Origin of the sequence: [Actinomadura] parvosata subsp. kistnae (assembly GCF_900323885.1) — a bacterium.
Lineage (GTDB): Bacteria > Actinomycetota > Actinomycetes > Streptosporangiales > Streptosporangiaceae > Nonomuraea > Nonomuraea composti.
In genome coordinates, this window is the sequence record NZ_OOHJ01000018.1 from 1873890 (window position 1) to 1898271 (window position 24382).

The following is a 24382-nucleotide window of genomic DNA, read 5'->3' on the forward strand; positions in this document are numbered from 1 at the left end:
ACGTACCCCCATCACCGTGCGGCGTCACTACATTCGGTCGCATGGCCGCTGAATCAGCTCAGACCCTGGAGCGCGGGCTCCGCCTGCTCAGACTGCTCGCCGACGGCAAGGGCGGGCGCACGCCGACGGAGCTGAGCACCGAGCTGTCGCTGAGCCGTCCCGTGGTGTACCGGCTGCTGACGACGCTGCTGAGCGAGGGGTTCGTACGCAGGGACGCCGAGGGGCGGGTGCACCTCGGGTTCGGGGTGCTGGCGCTGGCCCAGGCGGTGCAGCCGCTGCTGCGGGCGGCGGCGGTGCCGACGCTGCGGCGGCTGGCCGAGCAGGTGGGGGCGACGGCGCACCTGACCGTGGCCGAGGGTGACGACGGGCTGGCCGTCGCGGTGGTGGAGCCGTCCTGGACGGATATGCACGTGGCCTACCGCGAGGGCTCGCGCCATCCGCTGGCCAGGGGCGCGGCGGGGCAGGCGATCCTCGCGCTGCGGGAGGGGCGGCACGACTACTTCGTGACTGAGGGGCAGTTGCAGGAGGGGGCACGTGGCGTCGCCGCGCCCGTGACCGGGCTGCCGTGGCTGGAGGCGTCGGTGGGGGTGGTGACGTTCGGGCCGCTGGAGGAGTCCACGGGGCCGCGGGTGGTGGCCGCCGCGGCCGAGCTGGCCGCCGAGCTGGCCTGAGCCGGGTTGACATCCGCGCACGCATAGCAGACGGTAGTCACAGATAGAGGACACTTCCGTCCGATAGTCGGACAGGCAGGGGAGGGGCCGGATGCCGTACTACCGGGTCGTGGGAGAGGTGCCACGCAAGCGGCACACCCAGTTCAGGCGGCCGGACGGCGGCCTGTACGCGGAGGAGCTGATGGGCGAGGAGGGCTTCTCGTCCGACTCCTCGCTGCTCTACCACCGCTACCTGCCCACCGCGATCGTCAAGGCCGAGGCCGTCACGCCGGCCACAGGCACCCGCCTGGAGCCCAACCTGCCGCTCTCGCCGCGCCACTTCCGCACCCAGGACCTCTCCAGCGCCGGCGACCTGGTCTCCGGCCGCATCCTGCTAGCCGGCAACGGCGACGTCCGATTGTCGTACGCGACCAGCGACCGGCCCAGCGAGCTCTACCGCAACTCCATGGGCGACGAATGCGTGTACGTCCAGCGCGGCCGGGCGCGCTTCGAGTCCACGTACGGCGTGATCGAGGCCGGCGAGGGCGACTACGTCGTGATCCCGACCGGCACCATCCACCGCTGGGTCCCCCAGGGCACCGCGAACGTGCTGGCCATCGAGGCGTCCGGGCACATCAGGCCGCCCAAGCGCTACCTGTCGCAGTACGGCCAGTTCCTGGAGCACGCGCCCTACTGCGAGCGCGACCTGCGTGCCCCGTCCGAGCCGCTCGTCGTCGAGGGCGAGGAGGTGCCGGTGCTGGTGCGCACGCGCGGCGGGCTGACCAGGCTCGTCTACCGCAACCACCCGTTCGACGTGGTGGGCTGGGACGGCTGCCTCTACCCGTTCGCGTTCAACATCGAGGACTTCGAGCCGATCGTGAAGAAGACGCACGCGCCGCCGCCGGTGCACCAGACGTTCGAGGGGCCGGGGTTCGTGGTGTGCTCGTTCTGCCCGCGGCCGCTCGACTACCACCCCGAGGCCGTGCCGATCCCGTACAACCACCACAACGTGGACTCCGACGAGTTCATGTTCTACGTCGGCGGCGACTACTCGGCCCGCGCCGGCTCCGGCATCGACGTCGGCTCCGTCTCGCTGCACCCGGCCGGCTTCACGCACGGGCCGCAGCCCGGCGCGGTGGAGGCGGTCATCGACGCGGTCTCGCGCGGCGTCACGACGACCAGCGAGGTGGCCGTCATGGTGGACACGTTCCGCCCGCTCGACCTCGGCCAGGGCGCGCTGTCCTGCGAGGACCCCGGATACGCCTGGACCTGGGCACGATGAACCTCTACACCGCACTCATCGACGACGCCGGCCTGTTCCCGCCGACGTCCCTGCACATGGACGAGGCGCTCGCCCGCAACGAGCGCGACCTGGAGCGGGGCAGCGACGTCCTGACCCACCGCTTCCTCTGCCCGGCCAGCCGCCTCGACCGGCTGCGCGCCCGGGACTACCGGCCGCGCCGGATCGGCCTGATCGCCGACACCAGCGAGCTGCCCGACTGGGGCGACCTGCCGGTCGACTACGTCGAGACGCGCCTGCCGCCCGACACCTCCGTCGCCGAGCTGGTGGACACGCTGGGGCTGCGCGACGGCGTGCGGCTGTTCGCCGAGGTGCCGGCCCGCAAGACGGCCATGGACGTGCCCGACGGCGTCGGGCTGAAGGTGCGCTGCGGCGGCACCACCGCCGAGGAGTTCCCGCCGGTGGAGCACCTGGGGCAGTTCATCAGGTCGTGCGCGGAGAGCGGCATCCCGTTCAAGGCCACGGCCGGGCTGCACCACGCCGTCCGCCACTTCGACCCCTCGCTCGGCGTCGACCGGCACGGCTTCCTGAACCTGCTGCTGGCCGTCTGCGAGGCCGTGGAGGGCCGCGACCCGGCGCCGGTGCTGCGCACGACCGACGTGGGCCACCTGGTCAGGCTGGCGCACGCCGTTCAGCAGGACACGGCGGAGCGGGCCCGGCAACTGCTGGTGAGCTACGGCTCGTGCAACACCAGCGCTCCCCTGGAGGACCTGCGCACGCTGGGGCTGATCTCATGAGCTGGGGTGTGGACAACCTGCCGTACGGCGTCTTCTCCTGCCCGGGGCAGCGGCCCAGGGTGGGCGTCAGGTACGGCGACAAGGTGCTCGACCTGGCCTCCGCCCTGCACGACGAGGTCTTCGCCGCCCCCTCGCTGAACCCGTTCATGGCCAGGGGCCGCGCGGCCTGGCACGACACCAGGGCGCTGATCCAGACCAAGCTGACCAGCGACAGGTTCGTCACCGACCGGCACCTGATCCCGCTCGACCAGGTGCGGCTGCACCTGCCGTTCGAGGTGGCCGACTACGTCGACTTCTACTGCTCGCTCGACCACGCCAGCAACATCGGCAAGATCTTCCGTCCGGGCTCGGAGCCGTTGCAGCCGAACTGGCGGCACCTGCCCGTCGGTTACCACGGCAGGTCGGGCACGGTCGTGGTCTCCGGCACGCCGATCAGGCGGCCGCAGGGGCAGCTCGGGCCCGGGGTGTTCGGGCCGTGCCAGAAGCTCGACATCGAGGCGGAGCTGGGGTTCGTGGTGGGCGTGCCGACCTCGATGGGCTCGCCCGCCGGCGCGTTCGAGGACCACGTGTTCGGGGTGACGCTGGTCAACGACTGGAGCGCGCGCGACATCCAGTCGTGGGAGTACGTGCCGCTGGGGCCGTTCCTGGCCAAGTCGTTCGCCACGTCGATCTCCCCCTGGGTGACGCCGCTGGAGGCGCTGCCCCGGATCCCCGGCCGCGCGCAGGATCCGGAGCCGGCGGCGTACCTGCGCCGGCAGGCCGACTGGGGGCTGGACATCGAGCTGGAGATCCTGCTCAACGGCGAGGTCGTGGCGCGGCCGCCGTACTCGGCGATGTACTGGACGCCCGACCAGATGCTCGCCCACCTGACCGTGAACGGGGCCTCGCTGCGCACCGGCGACCTGTTCGCCAGCGGCACGATCTCGGGGCCCGAGCAGGGACAGCGCGGCTCGCTCATCGAGCTGACCTGGAACGGCACCGAGCCGATCAAGCTGCCGGGCGGCGAGACCCGCACGTTCCTCCAGGACGGCGACACGGTGACGATCCGGGCCAGTGCGGCGGGGCTGACCTTGGGGGAGGTTTCCGGAACTGCCGGATAGCTGACTCGGCGTGCTTGCGCCGTGACTCACCGCTACCCTTGGAGCTTCCCTTCCCTCGGAAAGCAGGAGTCACATGCGGCATGCCGCGACGCTTTGTGTCGCCTTTCTCCTGGTCTGCGGGTGCCTGCTCCTGGCCGGCGGCTGCGGCTCGGGCGCGGTCGAGACGCCCGCGGCGCCGCCGGTCGTGCAGGTGTGGCCGCCGTTCGACGCCAAGCGCGCCCGCACCGATCACGGCCTGGTGATCAAGGCGCAGGGCGGCACGCTGAGCCAGGTGCTGGTCTACGAGGGCGGCGAGCCGGTGCCCGGCCGGCTCGACGACACCCGCACGACGTGGCGTACCGACTGGACCCTCCAGCCCGCCGCCGAGTACACCGTGACCGCCACCGCCATCCGCGAGGGCGCGCCCGCCACGGTCGCGATGGGCCGCATCCGCACGAGGAGCGCCGCGAAGACGTTCCAGGTGGCCGCCACCGCGCCGCTGCCGGGGGAGACGGTCGGCGTCGGCATGCCGATCGTCATCGACTTCGACGCGCCCATCGAGGACAAGGCGGCCGTCGAGCGCACGCTGGAGGTGCGCGCGCAGACCCCGGTCGAGGGCGCCTGGCGGTGGACCAGCGACACGCAGGTGGTCTACCGCACCCGGCGGCTGTGGCAGCCGCGGCAGCGGGTCACGGTCACCGCGCACCTGGCGGGCGTGCGGGCCGGCGACGGCCTGTACGGCGCCACCGACTCCACCTTCTCCTTCGCCGTCGGCCGCAGGCAGACCAGCATCATCGACACCAGAACCCACCAGATGGTCGTCCTGCGTGACGGGAAGGTCGCCCAGCGCATGGCCATCAGCGCCGGCATGGCCACCACCACCGAATACACCACGACCAGCGGCATCCACCTGACGATGGACAAGGGAAATCCGGTCCGCATGATCTCCCCCGGCCGCGAAAAAGGCGATCCCGGTTTTTACGACATGATGATCGACCACGCCGTGCGCATTTCCAACAGCGGCGAATACGTGCACGCCAAGGACAACGTGTGGGCCCAGGGCCGGTCCAACGTCAGTCACGGCTGCGTCAACGCCCGGCCCGACCAGGCCGCCTGGTTCTACGCCACCTCCCTGCGCGGCGACCCGGTCACGATCACCGGCACCGACCGGATATTGGAATGGAACAACGGATGGGGTTTCTGGCAGCTCTCGTGGGAGAAATGGCGGCAGGGAAGCGCGTTGCGTGACGCCGGCACCCCAGGTGAGAGGGTGCCGCAGCGCTGACATCGGGATTACGGTAGAGAGGGAGGAACCGCACGCCGGCGCAGGCCCGTTGTCCTATCGGGAGGGCCAGGACATGGATGAATGGATCATCTGGATAATCCTCGCAGTCGTCCTCGGCGTGGCCGAAATCTTCACGCTCACGGCCTCACTCGGCCTGCTCGGCGTCGCGGCCCTGCTGACCGCCGCCACCGCGGCCATCGGGCTGCCCGTCCCCCTGCAGTTGATCTTCTTCGCCGTGTCCTCGGCGGCCGGCCTGCTCGTGCTCAGGCCGATCGCGATGCGTCATATCAGACAGCCGCCGCTGCAGCGGTTCGGCGTGGAAGCGCTCGTCGGTAAACCCGCGTACGTCGTGGCCGAAGTGACGGGCCGCGACGGCCGCGTGCGCATCGGGGGCGAGGAATGGTCGGCGCGCGCCTACGACGAGACGCTGGTGATCCCCACAGGGGCGACCGTCGACATCATCGAGATCGAGGGAGCGACAGCCCTCGTATATCCCCGGGAGTGACCATGGATCCGCTCTTGCTGGTCGGACTGTTCGTCATACTCTTCGCCGTGCTGACCCTGCTCAAAGCGGTGCGGATCGTCCCGCAGGCCCGGGCCCGCAACGTCGAGCGCCTCGGCCGCTACCACCGCACTCTCAAGCCGGGCCTCAACTTCGTCATCCCGTACATCGACCGCGTCTATCCCATGATCGACCTGCGCGAACAGGTCGTCTCCTTCCGGCCCCAGCCCGTCATCACCGAGGACAACCTCGTCGTCGAGATCGACACCGTCCTCTACTTCCAGGTGACCGACCCGCGGGCGGCGGCGTACGAGATCGCCAACTACATCACCGGCGTCGAGCAGCTCACCGTCACCACGCTGCGCAACGTCGTCGGCTCCATGGACCTGGAGAAGACCCTCACCTCCCGCGACACCATCAACAGCCAGCTGCGCGGCGTCCTCGACGAGGCCACCGGCAAGTGGGGGCTGCGCGTCAACCGCGTCGAGATCAAGGCCATCGACCCGCCCAAGACCATCAAGGACGCGATGGAGAAGCAGATGCGGGCCGAGCGCGACAAGCGGGCCGCGATCCTCAACGCCGAGGGCCAGCGGCAGTCGCAGATCCTCACGGCCGAGGGCGACAAGCAGAGCCGTATCCTGCGGGCCGAGGGCCAGCGCACGGCCGCGATCCTGGAGGCCGAGGGCCAGTCGCGCGCGATCGACCAGGTCTTCCAGGCCGTCCACCGCAACGACCCCGACCCGAAGCTGCTGGCCTACCAGTACCTCCAGGTGCTGCCGCAGCTCGCGCAGGGCGACGGCAACACGTTCTGGGTGATCCCCAGCGAGGTCACCTCGGCGCTGCAGGGCGTCTCGAAGGCGTTCACGGAGGCGCTGCCGCGCTCGGCGGCCACCCGCGAGGAGGTGCCGGAGAGCTCGGCCGCCGAGGAGGAGGCGGCCAAGGCGGCGGAGGCCGCGGCCGAGGCCGTCGCCGACGCGCAAGAGGCCGAGAGCCCCAACGGCCCCCGGCAGATCACGCAGCGGGTCGACGAGCCCTCCCCGTTCCCCGACCTCGACCTCGACAAGAAGCCGTCGGAGGCCGAGCGCTGAGCCCGGCGCCGGTGCCGGCCGCTCAGGGCCGGCACCGGCGGGGGTCAGTGCGACAGTGGCGCTTCGGTCGTGTCCACCAGGGTGCAGTCGGCGATCGGCCCCTCGCCCACCCTGGCCCAGATGCCCGCGACGATCCCGCCCCCGGCGGTCTCCGAGACGCTGAACTCCAGCACCCCCGTCTGGTCCGGCCCGATCACCCGGGGATCGATGACGAAGCCGGGCCCGGCCTCCTCAGGCGTGGGGAACACGTGCAGCGGGGCCTCCTCCGAGCTGAGGAAGTGGCTGCTGCGGGGCTGGGGGCTGCACTTCTTGCCCATGGGGATGTAGTCCACGACCACGTTCGCCCCCATGTTCCGCAGGTCCGCCTCCAGCTTGTCCGGGTCCTTGGCCTCGTGGATGTCGATGTGGATCAGCCCGTCGGGCAGCTTGGCCACCGCGTAGGCCGGTGAGCCGCCCAGCAGCAGCGGCACGGCCACCGCGGCGGCGGCCGCCAGACCCAGGGCGGGGCCAGGACGGCGAGGCGGGGCAGGCGGCGCCTGCGCGGGGTGCGGTCGATCTCGGTCATCACGAACTCCTTGAGCAGTCGGCGACGGCCCTCGGGAAGATCACGTTCGGCCGGCCAGTTCATCGGATCTCCTCCTTGTCGGGGCCTCGGTCACCTGATGACTGTCTCGGCGCGGGCGGTGGTTCCCCCGCGCCGGCGAGTTTCTTGCGAGCCCGCGAGAGCCGGGACCTGACCGTGCCCACGGGGATGCCGAGCGCCTGCGCCGCCTGGGCGTAGTCGAGGCCCGCCCACACGCACAACGCGAACACGTCCTGCTCCTGGCGGCGCAGGCCGTCGTACGCGGCGCGGACGGCGGCCAGCCGCTCGGCGTCGTCGATGCGGCCCACGACCTCGTCGGCGAAGTCCGGCACCACGTCGCCCCTGGGCATCCTGGCCAGCGCGTCGTCATGCCGGCGGGCGGTCCTGCGCAGGTTGCGGTGCACGTTCGTCGCGATGCCGAGCAGCCAGGGCCGCAGCGAGCCGCCCTCGTGATCGATCTTCCCGCGCAGGCGCCACGCCTCCAGGAACGTCAGCGCCATCACGTCCTCGGCGGTCGACCAGTTGCCGGTCAGGCGGAAGGCGTGGTTGTAGACGGCCTTCGAGCACTCGTCGAAGAGCTCCCCGAAGGCCGCCTGGTCCCCGCCACGTATTCGAGCACGTAATGACATATCCACATATGTCTACTGTCCGGGCGCGCCGCCCGGTTCCGTCTGACCGCGCACCTGACCCCGATCGAAGTACGCGGCCAGGTCCGCGTCCAGCGGCGGCACGTCGTACGGCGTGCCGCCGTCGCGCAGCGACATCGTCGCCATGTACCCGGCCGCCACGCTCATCCGGGCCGCCACCGGCGAGGTGTCCGTCACCCCGCCGTCCCTGACGAATCTCAGGAACTCCGAGACGATCTCCATGTCCGCGCCCCCGTGCGAGCCCGTCGCCGCCGGCACCTTGTACGCGATGTCGCAGTCGTCCCGGTAGCCGGTGGGCCCGGTGTTCCAGACCTTGACGGTGTCCCCCGGCCCGTCGCCGAAGTTCTCCAGGCGGCCCTCGGTGCCGATCACCGTGTAGTTGCGCACGTAGTCGGGCGAGAAGTGGCACTGCTGGTAGGCCGCGATGACGCCGTTGTCCAGGCGCATGTTCATCACCGACACGTCCTCGACGTCCACGACGTGGTGCAGGTCCTTGCGCGCGGTGGGCGGCCACTCGTACTGCTGCAGCCACCCCTCCGGGCGCGGGGTGCCGGGTGCGCGGCGCGGCAGGTCGCCGTAGAGCATCAGGTCGCCGAGGGCGTTCACCCTGGTCGTGTAGCCGCCGGCGAGCCAGTGGATGACGTCGAGGTCGTGCGCCGCCTTCTGCAGGAGCAGGCCGGTGGTGCGGGTGCGGTCGGCGTGCCAGTCCTTGAAGTAGTAGTCGCCGCCGTACGAGACGAAGTGGCGCACCCACACGGTCTTCGGCTCGCCGATGACGCCCTTGGCGATGATGTCGCGCATCAGCCGCACCACGCCCATGTGCCGCATGTTGTGCCCCACGTACAGCCGGGTGCCGCTCTCGCGGGCGGCGCGCAGGATGGCGTCGCAGCCCTCGACCGTGATGGCCATCGGCTTCTCCAGGTAGACGGCCTTGCCGGCGCGCAGGCAGTCGACGGCCAGGCGCTCGTGCGTGTCGTCGGGCGTGTTGACCACGAGGGCGTCGAGGTCGGGGCGGTCGAGCAGCTCGCGGTAGTCCTTCGTGAGGAAGTCCGCCTCGAACGTGCCCGCCTGCCGCTTGAGCACCGCCGGGTCGGAGTCGCACAGCGCGGCCACGACCGCGCCCCTGCCGGGCCGGTGCGCGGCCCGGGCGAGGCTGGTGCGCAGGCCGAGACCGATCACTCCGAGGCGCAGGTCTTCCACGGGCGTTCCTTCCGCTCGATTAACTCAAGGCGTCGGCTTAAATCATGTCCTGCTAAGCAAACTTGAGCAATAGGGCCATCTAAGTGACAGTTTTCGTCAGGACGGCTGCGTAAAGAGGTGCCGGTCGGCGTGGTCCAGCGCCCACCTGACCGCGCCCAGCGCGACGCACTCGCCGCCCAGGGCCGAGGCGACGACCACCGGCGGGTGGAGGCAGACCTCCGCGAACAGCTCCCTGATGGGCTCGATGATCAGGTCACCGGCCTTCGACAGGCTGCCGCCGATCACCACCATCTCGGGGTCGAGCGGGTTGACCACCGTGATCAGGCCCTCGCCGAGGTGGCGGGCGAAGGCCCGGACGGCCCGCGCGGCCTGCTCGTCGCCGGCGCGGGCGCGCTCGATCGCGAACCGCGCGGCCTCGCGCTGCGAGCGCATCTCGCCGGGCTCCACCGCGATCGCGTACTCCGTCATGTGCCGGTAGGCCCGCCAGTGGTCGCCGGGCTGCCGCCCGATCTCGCCCGCGGCCGCGTGCGCGCCCCGGTGCGGCCGGCCACCGATGAGCAGCCCCAGGCCGAGCCTGCTGCCGGCGAACAGGTAGACCACGTCGCTGCGGCCGCGCGCCCGGCCGCGCCAGTGCTCGGCCAGCACGGCCAGGCGCATGTCGTTGTCCACCAGCACCGGCGCCGGGATCCGGCGGGACAGCTCGCCCCGCAGGTCGAGCCCCGTCCACCCGGCCAGCACGACGCTCTTGACGACCCGGCCCGAGCCGTCGACCATGCCCGTGGTGCCGACGCCCACGGCGGCCAGGCCCGGCACGGCCAGACCCGCCTCGGCCGCCACGGCGCCGACCAGCTCCGCGACGGCGTCGAGCCGGTCGCCCGCGGGCATCGACGGATGGTGCGGCACCCGGCGCTCGGCCACCACCGTGCCGTCGAGGTCCGTCACCATGGCCCGCAGCCACGACGCACCCACGCCGACCCCCGCCACGTGCCCGGCCGCGGCACGGAAGCGGAAGCGCCGGGCCGGCCGCCCGCGCCGGCGGTCGCCCTCCTCCTCGCCGCACTCCTCGGCCCACCCCTCGGCGAGCAGGCCCTCGACGATCACCTCGGCGGTCGGCCTGGACACCCGGGCCGCCCGCGCCAGCTCCGACAGCGTGGCGACCCCGCTCTCCCGCAGGACGCGCAGGATCGCCGCCGAGTTGAGCCTGCGCAGGAGGGAGGCGTCCCCGCTCTGCTGTCGCACCCGACCTCCAACCGGTTATCGCAAGAGATTTGGCTAATTCTGCCAGGTACGGGGGTCGCGTGAAGCAGAGCTGTGGGGGCACTTAAGAACTCCTCGATGGACACCTCCCGTGCCGGGCGGGCACAGTGCACTAGGTTCGTAAGGGGAAAGAGGGGGCCATGAAAGCGCTGGTCAAAGAGCGGGCCGAGCCCGGCCTGTGGCTGGTGGACGTGCCCGAGCCCGAAGTGGGTCCCGGCGAGGTGAAGATCCGGGTCCTGCGGACCGGCATCTGCGGCACGGACCTCCATATCCGGAAATATGACGATTGGGCGCGACACACGCTGGAGCTCCCGCTCATCGTCGGGCACGAGTTCTGCGGCCACGTGGTCGAGGTCGCGCCCGGCGTCGAGGACATCGCCGTCGGCGACCTCGTCAGCGGCGAAGGGCACATCGTCTGCGGCAAGTGCCGCAACTGCATGGCCGGCCGCCGCCACCTGTGCGCCAACACGATCGGCCTCGGCGTCAACAGGGACGGCGCCTTCGCCGAGTACGTCACCCTGCCCGCCTCCAACGTCTGGGTGCACCGCGTCCCCGTCCACCCCGACGTGGCCGCCATCTTCGACCCGTTCGGCAACGCCGTCCACACCGCGCTGTCGTTCCCCCTGGTCGGCGAGGACGTGCTGATCACCGGCGCGGGCCCGATCGGCCTCATGGCCGCCGCCGTGGCCACCCACGTCGGCGCGCGCAACGTCATGATCACCGACGTCAGCGACGAACGCCTCGACCTGGCCGGCAAGCTCGGCGTCTCCCTCGCCGTGAACGTCTCCCGCTCCTCCATCGCCGAGGGCATGCGCCAGCTCCACCTGCGCGAGGGCTTCGACGTCGGGCTCGAGATGTCCGGCAACCCCGTCGCCGTCCGCGACATGATCGCGAGCATGACCCACGGCGGGAAGATCGCCATGCTGGGGCTGCCCGCCGAGGAGTTCGCCGTCGACTGGGCCACCATCGTCACCTCCATGATCACGATCAAGGGCGTGTACGGCCGGGAGATGTACGAGACCTGGTACAACATGTCCGTCCTGCTGGAGAAGGGCCTCGACCTCTCCCCCGTGATCACCGACCGGTTCTCGTACCGCGACTACGACGCCGCCTTCGACACCGCCGCCAGTGGGCGTACCGGCAAGGTCATCCTGGATTGGAGCGACTGACACATGTTCACGAACGTGCGCCAGCAACTGCGTACGACGCTCGACGAGATCACCGAGGCGGGCCTGCTCAAGCCCGAGCGGGTCATCTCCACCCCGCAGAGCTCCCAGGTCAGCGTGGCCGGCCGCGAGGTGCTCAACTTCTGCGCCAACAACTACCTCGGCCTGGCCGACGACCCCACCGTGGTCGAGGCCGCCAAGCAGGCGCTCGACCGGTGGGGGTTCGGCATGGCCTCCGTCCGGTTCATCTGCGGCACCCAGGAGGTGCACAAAGAGCTGGAGTCCCGCCTGTCCGGCTTCCTCGGCATGGAGGACACCGTCCTCTACAGCTCCTGCTTCGACGCGAACGGCGGCGTCTTCGAAACCCTCCTCGACGCCCAGGACGCCGTCATCTCCGACGCCCTCAACCACGCCAGCATCATCGACGGCATCCGCCTGTCCAAGGCCCAGCGCTTCCGCTACGCCAACCGCGACATGTCCGAGCTGGAGGCCCGCCTCAAGGAGGCGTCGGAGGCCCGGCGGCGGCTGATCGTCACCGACGGCGTCTTCTCCATGGACGGCTACCTCGCGCCGCTGCGCGACATCTGCGACCTGGCCGAGCAGTACGACGCCATGGTCATGGTCGACGACTCCCACGCCGTCGGCTTCGTCGGCCCCACCGGCCGCGGCACCCCCGAGCTGCACGGCGTCACCGACCGGATCGACATCATCACCGGCACCCTCGGCAAGGCGCTCGGCGGCGCCAGCGGCGGCTACGTCTCGGCCCGCAAGGAGATCTGCGAGCTGCTGCGGCAGCGCTCCCGCCCGTACCTGTTCTCCAACTCGCTCGCGCCCGTCATCGCCTCCGCCTCCCTGCGCATCCTCGACCTGCTGGAGACCTCCGGCGACGCCCGCGAACGGCTGCGCAGCAACACGGCCCGCTTCCGCAGCGAGATGACCAAGGCCGGCTTCGACATCCTGCCCGGCGACCACCCCATCGTGCCCGTCATGATCGGCGACGCCGCCGAAGCCGCCGCCATGGCCGAACGCCTGCTCGACCTGGGCATCTACGTGATCGGCTTCTCCTACCCGGTCGTACCGCACGGCCAGGCCAGGATCCGCGTCCAGCTCTCGGCGGCCCACTCGCAGGAGGACGTGGACCGCGCCGTCCAGGCCTTCATCCAGGCCCGCGCCTGACCCTTCTTCCGACGACACGCCCGCCCGGGACGGCCCGCCCCTCCCGGGCAGCGCGCCCGCCCCGGCGGGGCGCCCGCCCCGGCGGCGCGTTACTCCCCGCGCGGCATGCGCCTCTCCGTGGGCGCGTTACCGCTCCGAGCGGCGCGCTCTGCGGCGGCACGCCCGTCCCGGCGGGGCGCGCCTCCATGATGCGCGCCCTTCCATGACGCGCGCCCCTCCGCGACGGGCTCCCCTTCGGGACAGCGCGCCCTCCCCAGGGGGCGCCCCTCCCCAGGGGACGTGCTCCTTCCCTGAGGGAGCGTGCCTCTCCCCTGAGACGGCGCGCCCTTTCCCCGGAGCGCGTTCTCCCCTAGCAGCGCGCGCCTTTCCGGGGGCGAGTTACTCTCCGTGGGGCGCGTTAGTCTCCGAGGGGCGCGCCCCTTCCCGGCGGCGCGTCCTTGCTCCTCGGCGGGCGTGAGTATTCTCGCTGCGTGATAGACACGCGGCGGTTGCGGACGTTGCGGGCGGTGGCCGACCACGGCACGGTCACCGCCGCCGCGGCCGCGCTGCACCTGACGCCCTCCGCCGTGTCCCAGCAGCTCGCCGCGCTGGAGCACGAGGTGGGGCACCGCCTGCTCACCCGGGACGGTCGCGGCGTGCACCTCACCGCCGTGGGCAAGATCATGCTCGGTCACGCGAACGAGGTCCTGGCCCAGCTCGAACGCGCCGAGGCCGAGGTGGCCGCGTACACGTCGGGGGAGGCGGGCGAGGTCACGGTGGCCTGCTTCGCCACGGCGATCAGCGCCGTGCTCTCCCCCGCGATCGCCGCCCTGCGTGAGACGTCCCCGGGTGTGCGGGTCCGCGTGCAGGACGCCGAGGGCGACCACAGCCTCGCGATGCTGCTCGACGGCCAGGCGGATCTGGCGATCACGGTGGAGTACCGGGGCGCACCCGATGCCGCCGATCCCCGCCTGTCGCGCCGCCCCCTGTACGCGGAGCCGTTCGACCTGGTGCTCCCGCGCGACCATCCGCTCGCCGGCTCGGCCACGCTGACCTCGCTCGCCTCGCTCGCCTCCGAGACCTGGATCGGCCCTTACCCGGGCAACCCGGTGCACGACGTGATCACGTTCGCCTGCCAGCAGGCGGGTTTCACGCCGGGTCTCGTGCACTGCTCCGACGACTTCCGCGCCGTCGTCGCCCTGGTCGGGGCGGGGGCCGGGGTGGCGCTGGTGCCGCGTCTCGCGCTGCGCGACATGGCGCTGCCGGGGGTGGCGGTGCGGCAGACGCCGGGGCCGGAGCGCCGCGTCTTCGCCGCCGTACGCCGCGGCTCCGACGCCCATCCTCTCCTGCGCCCGCTCCTCGCGGCCCTGCGCGAGGTGGCCGGATCCCTCGGAACGGGCTGAAACACTCCGCCGTGATCATGGCGTTCTAGCCTGGAGTGATGTCGTACCGCGCGATGCTCAGGCTGCCAGGCGTGGCGGTGCAGGCCGTGCTCGGGTTCCTCGCCCAGCTCACGCAGCAGGTGGCGCCCGTCGGGATCGTGCTCGTCGTGCAGGGCGCGAGCGGGTCGCTGGCGCTGGCCGGGGTGGCGGCGGCGGCGTTCTCCGTCGGGGCCGGCATGGGCAGGCCCGTGCAGGGGCGGCTCATGGACCGCCACGGAGGCAGGGTCGTCCTGGCCGCCACGGCGCTCCTGCACGTGGCGGCGCTGCTGGCGCTGCTCGGGTGCGCGCGGCCCGGCCTGCCGTGGTGGCCCATGGTGGCTTTGGCCTGGATCGCCGGGATCGGCCTGCCGCCCGTCTCCGTCAGCATGCGCATCGAGTGGGGCCGCAGGGTCGACGGCGAGGGGCGGACCACCGCCTACAGCCTGGTGTACCTGGTGCAGGAGCTGGCCATGCTCACGGGGCCGCTGGTGTTCGGGCTGCTGATCGCGGTGGCCTCGGCGTCGCTGGCGCTCGGTCTCGTCGCCGCGGCGGCCGGGGCCGGCACGCTGGCCTTCGCCCGGGCACTCCAGGTGGGCCCGGACGCGCACGCGACCGGGCGGGGGCGCGCCTTCGCCGACCGGCGGATGCTGGTGCTCATGGCCGTCGTCCTCCTGCACGGCGGCACCTTCGGAGCGCTGCAGGTGGGCCTGCCCGCCCTGGCCGCCGCCCGCGACTTACCCGCCGCCACGGGCATCCTGGTCGCGGCCCTGTCGCTGGGCGGCATCGCGGGCGCCGCCGCCTACGGGGCCCGCTCGTGGGCCTCGTCCCCCCAGGTGCGGCTGGTCGCCTTGATGGCGCTGCTCGGGCTCGCGCTGGCGCCCCTGGTGCTGGTGGGGCCGCTGCCGGCGTTCTGCGTGGTGCTGTTCGCCGGCGGGCTGGCACTCAACCCGGCCCTGACGACGTCGTCCCTGCTCGTGGACGAGTACGCGCCCACGGCGCAGGCGGAGGCGTTCGGCTGGATCTCGACCGGGCTCGGCGTGGGCGGCGCGGCCGGCTCGGCGGTGGCCGGCGTGGTCGGCGAACGCTTCGGCCCCGGCGCCCCCTTCCTCGCCGCCGCCACGTTCGCCCTGGTGGGAGCGCTGGCCGCCGCCCTGCTCCTCCGCCGCCCCTGACGCGCGCGGCCTCCTGCGCAAGCGCGGGCGCTGGCCAGGCATGAGCCAGGTGCGGGCGCGGGCCACGCCCGTGGCTTCCTCAGGCGTGGGCGCGGGCCAGGTCCACGGCCTCCTTGAAGCGGGCGTAGGTGTCCAGTTCCGCCTCCACCGGCTCCAGCACCAGCTCCTCACCCACCCGGCCGATGGACGCACGCAGGGCTCGGCTCGTTCGGCGGGCTCTGCGCCGGCCGCCCGCCCAGGCCGCCAGCCGTGACAGCAACGCGATCAGCACCCCCGCCAGCACGCCGCCCACCAGCAGCACCGTCGGCCACGGCACCATGCCCACGGTCGGCAGCGGCGGCTGGGGCAGCCGCAGGTAGTCCATGCCGAACAGCACGCCCAGCCACAACGCCCCGGCCAGCATCGCCGCGAACACCGCCCACTGCACCACGTTCACGGCCCGCCACCAGCGGGGCCGCCTCGTGCCGACGGCGGACGTCGTGGCGACCGCCCGGTCCACCGCGTCCGCCAGCTCGGGGGCACGCGACCTGGCCGCCTGCCGCACCGCCGCCGCCCACGCCCCGGGCATCCCGGCCGCCGCCACCTCGCCGACGTCCCTGACGGCCGTCTCCACCTGTGCCCGCTGCACGGCGGAGGCCGCCGGCACGGACGTACGCCCGACGATCTCTCTTTGCGCCCGGCCAGAGGGTGACGAACCGCCGAGGCGCAGCCTGCGCAGGGGGTCCGGGCGGAACCTGCGCACCCACCTGGTGACCGGCCACCCGGTGGCGACGACGGCCCGATGCCGGTGCCCCTTGGCCACCGCCTCCACGACCGTCGGCACCCCGGCCGCCGCGCACAACGCCCCGGTGAGCGCCCGCTCCGCCCCGCCCAACCGCTTGCCGCCACCCGACGCCCTTCCGTCCACAGCCTGGGGAGAACGGTCGCCGTCCACAGGCTGTGCGGGGCCGGCGGCGGCCAGGTGCTCGGCGGCGGCGGTGATGTCGGCCGCCAGGCGGGCCGACCAGGACTTGCGCTCGGAGACCCGCTCCCCCAGCAACGCCCGCAACTCGTCCAAGCCCCTTCCCGTACGCGCCGAGACGGCGAGCACAGGGATCCCCGGCAGCCCGTCGTCGTCGAGCAGGCGGCGCAGATCGCCCAGGCAACGGTCCACCGCGTCGGAAGGCAGCCGGTCCACCTGGTTGAGCACCACGACCATGACGTCCCGGTGCCCGGCCAGCGGCCGCAGGTAGCGCTCGTGCAGGGCGGCGTCGGCGTACTTCTGCGGATCCACCACCCACACCAGCAGATCGACCTGCTCCACCAGCCGGTCCACCTCCAGCCGGTGGGACAGCCGGATGGAGTCGTGGTCGGGCAGGTCCAGCAGGACGAGCCCGGACAGGCCGGGATCGTCGGCCGCCGAGTGGCGGCGCGGGATGTCGAGCCAGTCGAGCAGCGGCCCGGCGCCCTCGCCGTCCCACAGCGCCGCCTGGGCGGTCGAGGTGGTGGGCCTGGTGACGCCCACGTCGGCGAGGTCCTGGCCGGCGAGCGCGTTGTAGAGGGACGACTTGCCGCTGCCGGTGGCCCCGGCCAGGGCCGCCACGGTGTGGTCGATCGACAGCTCACGGCGTACCCCGGCCCGCTCGGCGACGGCACGCGCGCCGGTCACCGCCTGCTCCGACACCCGCCCCTCACCCAGCTCGGCCGCCTCCAGCAGAGCGGCCAGCCGCGAGTCCAGCGAAGGCTCTTCCTTGCGCCGCAACACCTTCACGGCCTCTCCTCCGGACTGCGGCCGTCAGCGGCGCGAGGGTCCTCCAGCGTCGGCAGCTCCGCCGTCACGGCGGCGGGCAGCTCGGCGCGGTGGTCGCGGACGCGTAGGGCCGCCGAGCGCAGGGCGTCCGCCGTGCCCCGGGGCGGCGCGACCGAGTCGAGTTGCCCGGTGAACCTGGCGGCCTCCTCGTCCAGCAGCACCCGCACCCGTTCCCGCAGGTCATCCCTGGCCCGCGCGGTCAGCGACCGCACCGCCTGGTCGCCGAACACGGCCTCCAGCAGCTTCTGCGACAGCACGCTCGTGCCGCCCGCGATCCCCACCTCGATCCCCGTCAGCCCGCCCGTGGAGGCGAACACGGCCAGCATGAGCAGCAGCCCGGCCCCGTTCACGCCGAACGAGGCCACCCGTGCGGCCGTCCGCCGCTCGGCGCCCTCCTCGCGGACGAGGTCGAGGACGTACTCCTGCCAGCCGCGCACCGCCGCCTCGGCCCGCTTGCCGAGGTCGCCGGAGGCGCGGCCGAGGCGGGCGGACTCGACGGCGCCGAGCCGTTCGAGCAGGCCGGGGCCGCCGGGCGCGGCCGACCAGCCCTCCAACGCGCGCTCGGCGGCACCGTCGGCGGCGCCCCTGATCAGCGCCTCGACGCCGCTCTCCAGGGCGTCCCTGAGCTGGGCCTCCGGCACGCGTCCTGTGAAGAAGCCGACGATGCGGTCACGCAGCCATCCGACGCGGCTCTCCAGGGAGCGCATGAGGTCGCCGGTGCCGATGAAGTCCTGCCAGCGGGCCAGCACCTCGCCGCGCAGCAGCGAGCCGTCGCGCATGCCCTCGTCGAAGTCGGCCATCCCGCCGGCGTACGCGCCGGCCACGATGGAGTGCAGGCCGTCGAAGGCGGCCTGCTGGCGTTCGACGGCGGCGGCCAGCGACGGCACCCGGGTGGCCAGGCTGTCGAGCGCCCCCGACAGCGTCTGGCGGACGACCCGCGCCCGCTCGGCGGCGTCGGCGGCCAGCCCTGTGAGCCAGGAGGAGATGTCCTCGACGGAGGCGGCGGGCAGCCGCGCCCTCTCGTCGGGCAGCGCCGCCTCCGGGACGGTGAACAGCCGGGTGCCTTCCAGGCCGTTCTCGGCGAGGAGGCGGGCGAGGTCGCGGGAGACGGGCTCGACCGCCTCCGGGGCCACCCGGTCGAGGACGACGGCCAGGGCGGTGCTGCGTTCGCGGGCGGAGCGCAGGAAGCTCCACGGCACCTCGTCGGCGTACCGGGCGGCCGTGGTGACGAAGAGCCACAGGTCGGCGGCGGCGAGCAGCTGCGCGGCCAGCTCCCGGTTGGCGGTCACCACGGAGTCGATGTCGGGCGCGTCCAGCAGCGCCAGGCCCGCTCCCAGCGCGGGCGAGGTCACCACGCGCAGCGCCCCCGGGCCGTCGCCGGTGGCGCGGGACAGGCCGGGCAGCACGTTCTGGCCCATGAACCAGGAGCGGTCGGCCGGGCTGACCACGAGCGTGGGCACCAGCGTGGTCGGGCGCAGCACGCCCGGCTCGGCCACGTCGGCGCCGACCAGCGAGTTCACCAGCGTGGACTTGCCCGCGCCCGTCGAGCCGCCGACGACGGCCAGCAGCGGGGCGTCGAGGGCGCGCAGGCGGGGCAGCAGGTAGTCGTCGAGCTGGCCGGTCAGCTCGCGCAGGGCGCGCCGGTCGGCGTCCGCCTCGCCGACCGCCAGCGGGAACAGCTCCCTGTCCAGCGGCCGCCGCAGCGACTCCAGCGCGCCCAGCAGATCCATGGGATCCACGCTAACCCCGAATCCAGCAGGTATTCGGGACTGACCCGCATTCCCTCCCCACCTGGCCGTACTCCGGCACAGGTCCTTCGGCGGGTCAGGGTCAGCCCGAGGCCGGGGGTTCGCGGAGGACGTAGCCGACGCTGCGCAGCGTGTGGATGAGCCGGGGCTCGACGTCGTCCACCTTGCGCCGCAGATACGACACGTAAGACTCGACGACGCCCGCGTCCCCGCCGAAGTCGTAGTTCCACACGTGGTCGAGGATCTGCGCCTTCGACAGCACCCGCCCCGCGTTCACCATGAAGTAGTGCAGCAGCTTGAACTCGGTGGGAGAAAGCCGCACGGGCCGCCCGGCGCGCGACACCTCGCGCGCCTCCTCGTCCAGCTCCAGGTCCGCGACCTTCAGCTTGCTGGCGGGGGTGATCTCGCCCCGGGTGCGCCGCAGCACGGCCCGGATCCGGGCCTGGACCTCTTCGAGGCTGAAGGGTTTGGTGACGTAGTCGTCCCCGACGCGCAGCCCCGCGATCTTGTCCTCGGTGGCGTCGCGGGCGGTGAGGAACAGGACGGGCGCCTCGATGCGCCGGGCGACCTCGAACCCGTCGAGGTCGGGCAGCATCACGTCGAGCACCACCAGGTCGGGCGAGGTCCGTACGGCGACTTCGACGGCCTCCTCGCCGTCGGCGGCCGTCAGCACCTCGAACCCGGAGAAGCGCAGGCTGGCGGCGAGCAGATCCCTGATGCTGGGTTCGTCGTCCACCACCATGATCAGCGCCTCGGGTCTTGTCACGTACTTAGAGTGACAAAATGACCTGAGGGTTAGCTGAAGGCTCACTCCAAGGCGAGTGGGAGTTCGACGCGGAAGGTGGAGCCGGCGTCGGGGGAGCTGTCGACGGTGACGGTGCCGTCGTGGGCGTGCACGAGTGCCTGCACGATGGCGAGGCCGAGGCCGCTGCCGCGGTCCTCGGCGGAGCGGCGGCGGGAGCGGGCGGAGTCGGCGCGGTAGAAGCGTTCGAAGACGCGCTCGACCTGCTCGGGGGTGAGGCCGGGCCCGTTGTCGACGACCTCGATGAACAGCTTGCCGGTGGTCGCCCCGGCCCGGACGATGATCGGGGAGCCGGGCTCGGTGTGCACGATGGCGTTGGTGACGAGGTTGCTGATGACCTGGCGCAGGCGCACCTCGTCGCCGGAGACGATCAGGGCGGCGCCGCCGACGACGTCCAGCTTGATCACGCGGTCGGGGGCGAGGATGCGGGCGTCCTGCACGGCGTCGGCGGCCAGTGCCAGCATGTCAACCGGCTGCATCTTGAGCGGGCGCTGCTGGTCGACCCGGGCGAGCAGGAGCAGGTCGTCGACCAGGACGCTCATGCGCCCGGCGGCGTGCTCGACGCGTTGCATGAGCTCGGCGGGGTCGGCGCCGGGGTTCTGCCTGGCGTACTCGGCGAAGCCGCGGATGGAGGTGAGCGGGGTGCGCAGCTCGTGGGAGGCGTCGCCGACGAACTGCCGCATGCGGTCCTCGGAGCGGCGGGCGGCGGCCTCGGAGGCGGATCTGGCGGCGAACGCGGCCTCGATCTGGGCCAGCATCCCGTTGAGTGATCGGGCCAGGCCGCCCACTTCGGTGCGCGGGTCGCCGTCGGGCACCCGCCGGTGCAGCTCGCCTCCGGCGATGGCTTCGGCGGTGCGCTCGATCTCGCGCAGCGGCCGCATGCTGTGCCGCACGATCGTGACGCCGACCACGGCGAGGATGAGCAGGATGCCGCCGCCGCCGAGCAGCTCGATGAGCACGAGCCGGGTGGTGATGGCGTCCACTTCCTCCAGGTCCACGGCGACGACGAGGGTGCGCCGCTGGGCCACGAGGTGGCCGAGCACCCGCCACTCGCCGTCGCCGCTGACGGCGGGCGCGGTGTAGGGCACGGTGTAGGGCGCCGCGCCGGGCTCAGGTGGCAGCACCGGCTTGGGCTTCTTGTCCACGTCGCGGTCGGTCAGCATCGGTACGTACGCGCCGTCCGGCTCCTTGACCAGGGCGATCGCGTCGGACTCGATGAGGATGGGATGCTCGCCGGTCTCCCTGTCCCGCCTCCAGTCGCTCCTGACCTTCTTGTCCATGCGCGCGCTGAGCAGGTGGAGCTGGCTGTCCACCCGGTCGATGAGGTAGCCGTGCAGCACCGAGACGCTCACCAGGCCGATGAAGAACATGCCGAGGCCCAACAGCGCCAGCATCGACGCGATGAGCTTGATCCTCAGCGGCAGGCCGCGCATCAGGAGCTCGGTGGCAGGCGCAGGACGTATCCGACACCGCGCAGGGTGTGGATGAGCCGCGGGCTCCGGTTGTCGATCTTCCGGCGGAGCACGGAGACGTACGACTCGACGATGCCGACCTCGCCGCGGAAGTCGTAGTCCCAGACGTGGTCGAGGATCTGCGGCTTGGACAGGACGCGCCCGGCGTTCGTCATGAAGTAGCGCAGGAGCTTGAACTCGGTGGGCGACAGCGCGACCGCGTTGCCGCCGCGCCACACCTCGTGGCTCTCCTCGTCGAGCTCGATGTCGGCGAACGTCAGCCGTGGCGGCGCCGCCTGCGTCTCCCCGGCGGTGCGGCGCAGCACGGCGTGGATCCTGGCGACCACCTCCTCCAGGCTGAAGGGCTTGGTCACGTAGTCGTCGCCGCCGAGCGTGAGCCCGCGGATCTTGTCCTCGGTCTCGTCGCGGGCGGTGAGGAACACCACCGGCGTGTGCACCCCGCCGCTGCGCAGCCGCTTGACGATCTCGAAACCGTCCAGGTCGGGCAGCATGACGTCGAGCACGACGAGGTCGGGGCGGTGGCGTTGGACGGCGGCGACGGCGTCGAGGCCGCTCTTCGCCGTGGTCACGTCGAAACCCGCGAACCTCAGGCTCGCGGCGAGGAGTTCGAGGATGTTCGGGTCGTCCTCGACTATCAGCAGGCGTGATTCCATCACTTCCAAGGATGCCCTCATCGGACGAGTGCTGGGACAATTCCGGCAATATGCCGGGCAATGGCCAGACTTGAGGTGGCCGCCGGAGAAGGGGCATTCCTCACCAGAACCACCTTCCCCCGGACATCTACCACGAAGTCATCCACGAGGCCGCCGTCCCTGGCGACGGCCTGCGCGCGTACGCCGCCGGGCGCCCGCTCCAGGTCAGCGGGGCCGAGTTCGGGCACGTACCGGCGGGCGGCCATGACGAACGCGTCCTTGACCAGAGATCCATAGACTTCCTTAAGTCCGGTACGCCAGTGCGCCCGGGCCATCCGGAGGGTCCCCGGCCAACCAAGAATTTGCCGGACATTACCGAAATTCGACCATCGGTACCCCTCGTACGCCATGGCCAGCACCGCGTTCGGCCCCACCAGCACGCCGCCGTCGATCCGCCGGGTCAGGTGCACCCCGAGGAACGGGTAGCGCGGGTCGGGCACCGGATAGATCAGGCCCCGCACGAGCTCCCTGGCCTTGCCCCTGAGCGCGTAGTACTCGCCCCTGAAGGGCACGATCCGCACGTCGCCGCCCGCGCCCGCCATCCTGGCCACCGCGTCGGTGCCGAGCCCCGCGCACACCACCAGGCGGTCGAAGGCGAACCTGCGCCTCCCGGCCACCACCTCGACCTTGCCCGCCCGTTCCCGCAGCGCCCGGACCGGGTGCGCCAGGCGTACCGAACCGCCCAGCTCGGCCACGTCCAGCGCGAGCCGGCGCGCGACGGCGGGGAAGTCGCAGATCGCGGTGTGCGGCGAGTGGACGGCGGCCACGCCGACCGCGTGCGGCTCGATCTCGCGCAGCGCCAGCGCGTCCAGCTCGGCGATGCCGGGCACGCCGTTGGCGCGCGCCCGCTCGGCCAGCGCCGCCAGCCGCGGCCGCTCGGCTCCGCTCGTCGCCACGACGAGCTTGCCCACCTCCTCGTACGGCAGCGCGTACGCCGCGCAGTACTCCTTGAGCAGCGCCACGCCCTCCCGGCACAGCCTGGCCTTGAGCGAGCCCGGCGGATAGTAGATCCCCGCGTGCACGACGCCGCTGTTGTGGCCGGTCTGGTGGGCGCCGACGCGCCCCTCCTTCTCCAGAACGGTCACCTCGGCCCCCCTGGCGGTGGCCAGCTCGCGTGCCACCGCGAGGCCGACGATGCCGGCGCCCACGACTCCGATCTTCTCCGTCACAAGATGATTTTCCGCGTTACTGGCCATCCCCGCCATATCCGGACGAATCGAACATGAGTACGATGCCCCTATGTACGTCCCACCGGAATGGCCCGCGGAGGTCCGCCCCCCGAGCGTGCCCGACTGGGAGACCTCGGCCGTGGCCTGGCTGCTCGACGCCGTCCCGCCGGACTACCGGGCGTACGAGGTGCTCAGACGGCATCCCGTGGCACTGGCCGCGATGGCCCGCCACCACGTCACCTCCGCCGTCGAGGCGGCCCGCGCCGGCTACCGGGCGGCCGCGGTCGACCTCAAGGGCCACCTGCCGCCGCACGCCATCGAGGCGGTGCTCGACACCTACCGGCAGGAGGGGCCGCGGTTGGTGCGGCTGTCACGCTCGATCGCGGTGGTCGAGCGCGCCCTGCGCGGCGACATCTTCACCGCCACCATGCGCCGGCCCTGAGCCTCACCGGGTGCGCCGCGCCAGGAACGTGATCACGCCGATCGCCGCCGCCGCCGCGGCGAGCCAGATCAGCACGTTCCCCAGGGTGAGGCCGGTGCCGTCGCCGTCGTCCGCCCGCGCCACCGGCGTCTCCTCCTTGCCGGTGTCCTCCGCCTTGACCGGGCTCGGCGTGGGCGCGCTCCCCGCCGGGAGAGGCACCCGGTAGACGGGGCTGCGCGGCCCCTCGCTGCCGACCAGCAGCGACCTGCCGTCCGCGGTGAACGCGATCGACTCGGCCTGCTCCAGCTCCGGCATCGGCACCCGCCCGATCGTCTCCCCGGACGGGCGGAACAGGGTGGCGGAGAAGTAGGTGCGCACCACGTACGAGGAGCCGTCGGGCGCGTACGCGGCGTCGGTGGCCATGAGCGGCGCGCTCGCCACCTTGCGCAGCACGTTCACCCGGTCCGTACGCAGCTGCTTCGGCGCCGCGTACACCGAGCCGGCGAACTCCTTGGACACCACGTACAGCCGCCCCGTCTTCGGGTGCACCATCAGGCCCTCGGCGTTGCGCGCCCCGTCGGCGTACCTGAACCGGTAGCGGACGGCGGGCAGCGTCGCGTCGGCGATCGTGCGCGGCTCCATGACCTTGTAGACCGACACGTTCGGCCAGGCGCCGTCGAGGTTGTCGCCGATGTCGGCGAACCACAGCACGCCGCGCCCCGTCCGCGGGTCCTTCGTGGCCGCCATGGCCTCCCAGTCGCGCGCCTGCGCCCCTCTCACCTGGAACGTGGCCCGCGTCCGGCCCTCCCCGTCGACCGCGTAGAACGTGGGGGCGGCGGCGCTGTCGTTGTGCGTGTAGTAGATGCCCTCGTGCGTCGGCGAGACGGCCAGGCCGCTCGACTCCGTGATGCGCGCGTCCTTGAAGGTGAACAGCTTCTCCGCGCCGTCGTCGGGCGCCGCGAAGGCCGGCCCGGCAGGCAGCAGGCACACGGCCGCCACGACGACCAGCACTCTGATCACGAAGTCCCCCACGCCAGCCATCATGCC

At 72.4% G+C, this 24382-nt stretch carries 23 protein-coding genes; 12 read left to right on the plus strand and 11 right to left on the minus strand.

What is annotated here, in order from left to right; translation table 11 throughout:
- Positions 1-41 precede the first annotated feature (41 nt).
- From KIS93_RS28660 to KIS93_RS28690, 7 genes are all read left to right on the plus strand, one after another.
- Positions 42-671 carry an IclR family transcriptional regulator gene (locus KIS93_RS28660; protein ID WP_080044770.1) on the plus strand — a complete coding sequence of 210 codons (630 nt, stop codon included), beginning with the start codon at positions 42-44 and terminating at the stop codon, positions 669-671.
- Positions 672-762: 91 nt separating this feature from the next.
- Complete coding sequence (locus tag KIS93_RS28665; protein ID WP_080044769.1) at positions 763-1932, plus strand: homogentisate 1,2-dioxygenase; 1170 nt, start codon at positions 763-765, stop codon at positions 1930-1932.
- Positions 1929-2687, plus strand: a complete 759-nt coding sequence (locus KIS93_RS28670) for a hypothetical protein (protein ID WP_186404497.1) — start codon at positions 1929-1931, stop codon at positions 2685-2687. Before KIS93_RS28665 ends, KIS93_RS28670 begins: the two co-directional genes overlap by 4 nt.
- Entirely contained in the window at positions 2684-3787 is a 1104-nt protein-coding gene (gene fahA, locus KIS93_RS28675; protein WP_080044768.1) for a fumarylacetoacetase, read from the plus strand. Before KIS93_RS28670 ends, fahA begins: the two co-directional genes overlap by 4 nt.
- A 73-nt stretch (positions 3788-3860) precedes the next feature.
- Entirely contained in the window at positions 3861-5051 is a 1191-nt protein-coding gene (locus tag KIS93_RS28680) for a L,D-transpeptidase (protein WP_080044767.1), read from the plus strand.
- 73 nt (positions 5052-5124) lie between these two features.
- Positions 5125-5556 carry an NfeD family protein gene (locus KIS93_RS28685; protein ID WP_080047447.1) on the plus strand — a complete coding sequence of 144 codons (432 nt, stop codon included), beginning with the start codon at positions 5125-5127 and terminating at the stop codon, positions 5554-5556.
- A gap of 2 nt (positions 5557-5558) precedes the next feature.
- Complete coding sequence (locus KIS93_RS28690; protein WP_080044766.1) at positions 5559-6641, plus strand: SPFH domain-containing protein; 1083 nt, start codon at positions 5559-5561, stop codon at positions 6639-6641.
- A gap of 44 nt (positions 6642-6685) precedes the next feature.
- Here KIS93_RS28690 and KIS93_RS28695 read toward each other — a convergent pair whose 3' ends face one another.
- The 4 genes from KIS93_RS28695 to KIS93_RS28710 form a co-directional block, all read right to left on the minus strand.
- A complete protein-coding gene (locus KIS93_RS28695) occupies positions 6686-7111 on the minus strand; it encodes a hypothetical protein (protein WP_186404498.1) in 426 nt (141 codons plus the stop codon).
- Between the two features lie 154 nt (positions 7112-7265).
- A complete protein-coding gene (locus tag KIS93_RS28700; protein WP_080044764.1) occupies positions 7266-7853 on the minus strand; it encodes an RNA polymerase sigma factor in 588 nt (195 codons plus the stop codon).
- A 12-nt stretch (positions 7854-7865) separates the two neighbouring features.
- Positions 7866-9071, minus strand: coding sequence for a Gfo/Idh/MocA family protein (locus KIS93_RS28705; RefSeq protein WP_080044763.1), 1206 nt, complete (start codon positions 9069-9071; stop codon positions 7866-7868).
- A gap of 96 nt (positions 9072-9167) precedes the next feature.
- Positions 9168-10310, minus strand: a complete 1143-nt coding sequence (locus KIS93_RS28710; protein WP_080044762.1) for an ROK family transcriptional regulator — start codon at positions 10308-10310, stop codon at positions 9168-9170.
- Positions 10311-10468: 158 nt separating this feature from the next.
- Between KIS93_RS28710 and tdh the strand changes: the two genes are divergently transcribed.
- The 4 genes from tdh to KIS93_RS28730 all read left to right on the plus strand — a co-directional run bounded on the left by tdh (position 10469) and on the right by KIS93_RS28730 (position 15242).
- Positions 10469-11497 (plus strand): L-threonine 3-dehydrogenase, encoded by a 1029-nt coding sequence (gene tdh / locus KIS93_RS28715; RefSeq protein WP_080044761.1) that lies wholly within the window; start codon positions 10469-10471, stop codon positions 11495-11497.
- A 3-nt stretch (positions 11498-11500) separates the two neighbouring features.
- Positions 11501-12670, plus strand: a complete 1170-nt coding sequence (locus tag KIS93_RS28720) for a glycine C-acetyltransferase (protein WP_080044760.1) — start codon at positions 11501-11503, stop codon at positions 12668-12670.
- A gap of 470 nt (positions 12671-13140) precedes the next feature.
- A complete protein-coding gene (locus tag KIS93_RS28725) occupies positions 13141-14052 on the plus strand; it encodes a LysR family transcriptional regulator (RefSeq protein ID WP_080044759.1) in 912 nt (303 codons plus the stop codon).
- A gap of 38 nt (positions 14053-14090) precedes the next feature.
- On the plus strand, positions 14091-15242 hold the full coding sequence (locus KIS93_RS28730; protein WP_155128950.1) for an MFS transporter: 1152 nt from the start codon (positions 14091-14093) through the stop codon (positions 15240-15242).
- A gap of 79 nt (positions 15243-15321) precedes the next feature.
- On the opposite strand, the gene KIS93_RS28735 is transcribed toward KIS93_RS28730, so the two are convergent.
- The 6 genes from KIS93_RS28735 to lhgO form a co-directional block, all read right to left on the minus strand.
- Positions 15322-16992: a YfjP family GTPase gene (locus tag KIS93_RS28735; RefSeq protein ID WP_080044757.1), complete on the minus strand. Its 1671-nt coding sequence runs from the start codon at positions 16990-16992 to the stop codon at positions 15322-15324.
- Positions 16989-18761: a GTPase family protein gene (locus tag KIS93_RS28740; RefSeq protein WP_230465755.1), complete on the minus strand. Its 1773-nt coding sequence runs from the start codon at positions 18759-18761 to the stop codon at positions 16989-16991. The genes KIS93_RS28735 and KIS93_RS28740 overlap by 4 nt, the downstream gene beginning before the upstream one ends.
- Before the next feature lie 100 nt (positions 18762-18861).
- Positions 18862-19521 (minus strand): response regulator transcription factor, encoded by a 660-nt coding sequence (locus KIS93_RS28745; RefSeq protein ID WP_080044755.1) that lies wholly within the window; start codon positions 19519-19521, stop codon positions 18862-18864.
- Between the two features lie 65 nt (positions 19522-19586).
- The gene (locus KIS93_RS28750) at positions 19587-21014 is read right to left on the minus strand and encodes a sensor histidine kinase (protein ID WP_080044754.1); all 1428 of its coding nucleotides are present in this window, start codon (positions 21012-21014) and stop codon (positions 19587-19589) included.
- Complete coding sequence (locus tag KIS93_RS28755) at positions 21014-21706, minus strand: response regulator transcription factor (RefSeq protein ID WP_155128948.1); 693 nt, start codon at positions 21704-21706, stop codon at positions 21014-21016. Before KIS93_RS28755 ends, KIS93_RS28750 begins: the two co-directional genes overlap by 1 nt.
- A gap of 17 nt (positions 21707-21723) precedes the next feature.
- Positions 21724-22941, minus strand: coding sequence for an L-2-hydroxyglutarate oxidase (gene lhgO / locus KIS93_RS28760; RefSeq protein WP_080044752.1), 1218 nt, complete (start codon positions 22939-22941; stop codon positions 21724-21726).
- A gap of 43 nt (positions 22942-22984) precedes the next feature.
- Between lhgO and KIS93_RS28765 the strand changes: the two genes are divergently transcribed.
- Positions 22985-23356, plus strand: a complete 372-nt coding sequence (locus KIS93_RS28765) for a hypothetical protein (protein WP_080044751.1) — start codon at positions 22985-22987, stop codon at positions 23354-23356.
- A gap of 3 nt (positions 23357-23359) precedes the next feature.
- On the opposite strand, the gene KIS93_RS28770 is transcribed toward KIS93_RS28765, so the two are convergent.
- Positions 23360-24367, minus strand: coding sequence for a hypothetical protein (locus tag KIS93_RS28770; RefSeq protein ID WP_080044750.1), 1008 nt, complete (start codon positions 24365-24367; stop codon positions 23360-23362).
- Between the last annotated feature and the right edge of the window lie 15 nt (positions 24368-24382).

Excerpts from the sequence above, each read along its gene's own strand:
- KIS93_RS28750 (WP_080044754.1), bottom strand. The coding sequence starts at position 21,014 with ATGCGCGGCCTGCCGCTGAGGATCAAGCTCATCGCGTCGATGCTGGCG.
- KIS93_RS28700 (WP_080044764.1), bottom strand. The coding sequence starts at position 7,853 with ATGTCATTACGTGCTCGAATACGTGGCGGGGACCAGGCGGCCTTCGGG.
- KIS93_RS28680 (WP_080044767.1), top strand. The coding sequence starts at position 3,861 with ATGCGGCATGCCGCGACGCTTTGTGTCGCCTTTCTCCTGGTCTGCGGG.
- KIS93_RS28730 (WP_155128950.1), top strand. The coding sequence starts at position 14,091 with ATGTCGTACCGCGCGATGCTCAGGCTGCCAGGCGTGGCGGTGCAGGCC.
- fahA (WP_080044768.1), top strand. The coding sequence starts at position 2,684 with ATGAGCTGGGGTGTGGACAACCTGCCGTACGGCGTCTTCTCCTGCCCG.
- KIS93_RS28755 (WP_155128948.1), bottom strand. The coding sequence starts at position 21,706 with ATGGAATCACGCCTGCTGATAGTCGAGGACGACCCGAACATCCTCGAA.
- KIS93_RS28765 (WP_080044751.1), top strand. The coding sequence starts at position 22,985 with ATGTACGTCCCACCGGAATGGCCCGCGGAGGTCCGCCCCCCGAGCGTG.
- KIS93_RS28685 (WP_080047447.1), top strand. The coding sequence starts at position 5,125 with ATGGATGAATGGATCATCTGGATAATCCTCGCAGTCGTCCTCGGCGTG.
- KIS93_RS28670 (WP_186404497.1), top strand. The coding sequence starts at position 1,929 with ATGAACCTCTACACCGCACTCATCGACGACGCCGGCCTGTTCCCGCCG.
- tdh (WP_080044761.1), top strand. The coding sequence starts at position 10,469 with ATGAAAGCGCTGGTCAAAGAGCGGGCCGAGCCCGGCCTGTGGCTGGTG.
- KIS93_RS28690 (WP_080044766.1), top strand. The coding sequence starts at position 5,559 with ATGGATCCGCTCTTGCTGGTCGGACTGTTCGTCATACTCTTCGCCGTG.
- KIS93_RS28665 (WP_080044769.1), top strand. The coding sequence starts at position 763 with ATGCCGTACTACCGGGTCGTGGGAGAGGTGCCACGCAAGCGGCACACC.
- KIS93_RS28745 (WP_080044755.1), bottom strand. The coding sequence starts at position 19,521 with ATGGTGGTGGACGACGAACCCAGCATCAGGGATCTGCTCGCCGCCAGC.
- KIS93_RS28720 (WP_080044760.1), top strand. The coding sequence starts at position 11,501 with ATGTTCACGAACGTGCGCCAGCAACTGCGTACGACGCTCGACGAGATC.
- lhgO (WP_080044752.1), bottom strand. The coding sequence starts at position 22,941 with ATGGCCAGTAACGCGGAAAATCATCTTGTGACGGAGAAGATCGGAGTC.
- KIS93_RS28660 (WP_080044770.1), top strand. The coding sequence starts at position 42 with ATGGCCGCTGAATCAGCTCAGACCCTGGAGCGCGGGCTCCGCCTGCTC.
- KIS93_RS28740 (WP_230465755.1), bottom strand. The coding sequence starts at position 18,761 with ATGGATCTGCTGGGCGCGCTGGAGTCGCTGCGGCGGCCGCTGGACAGG.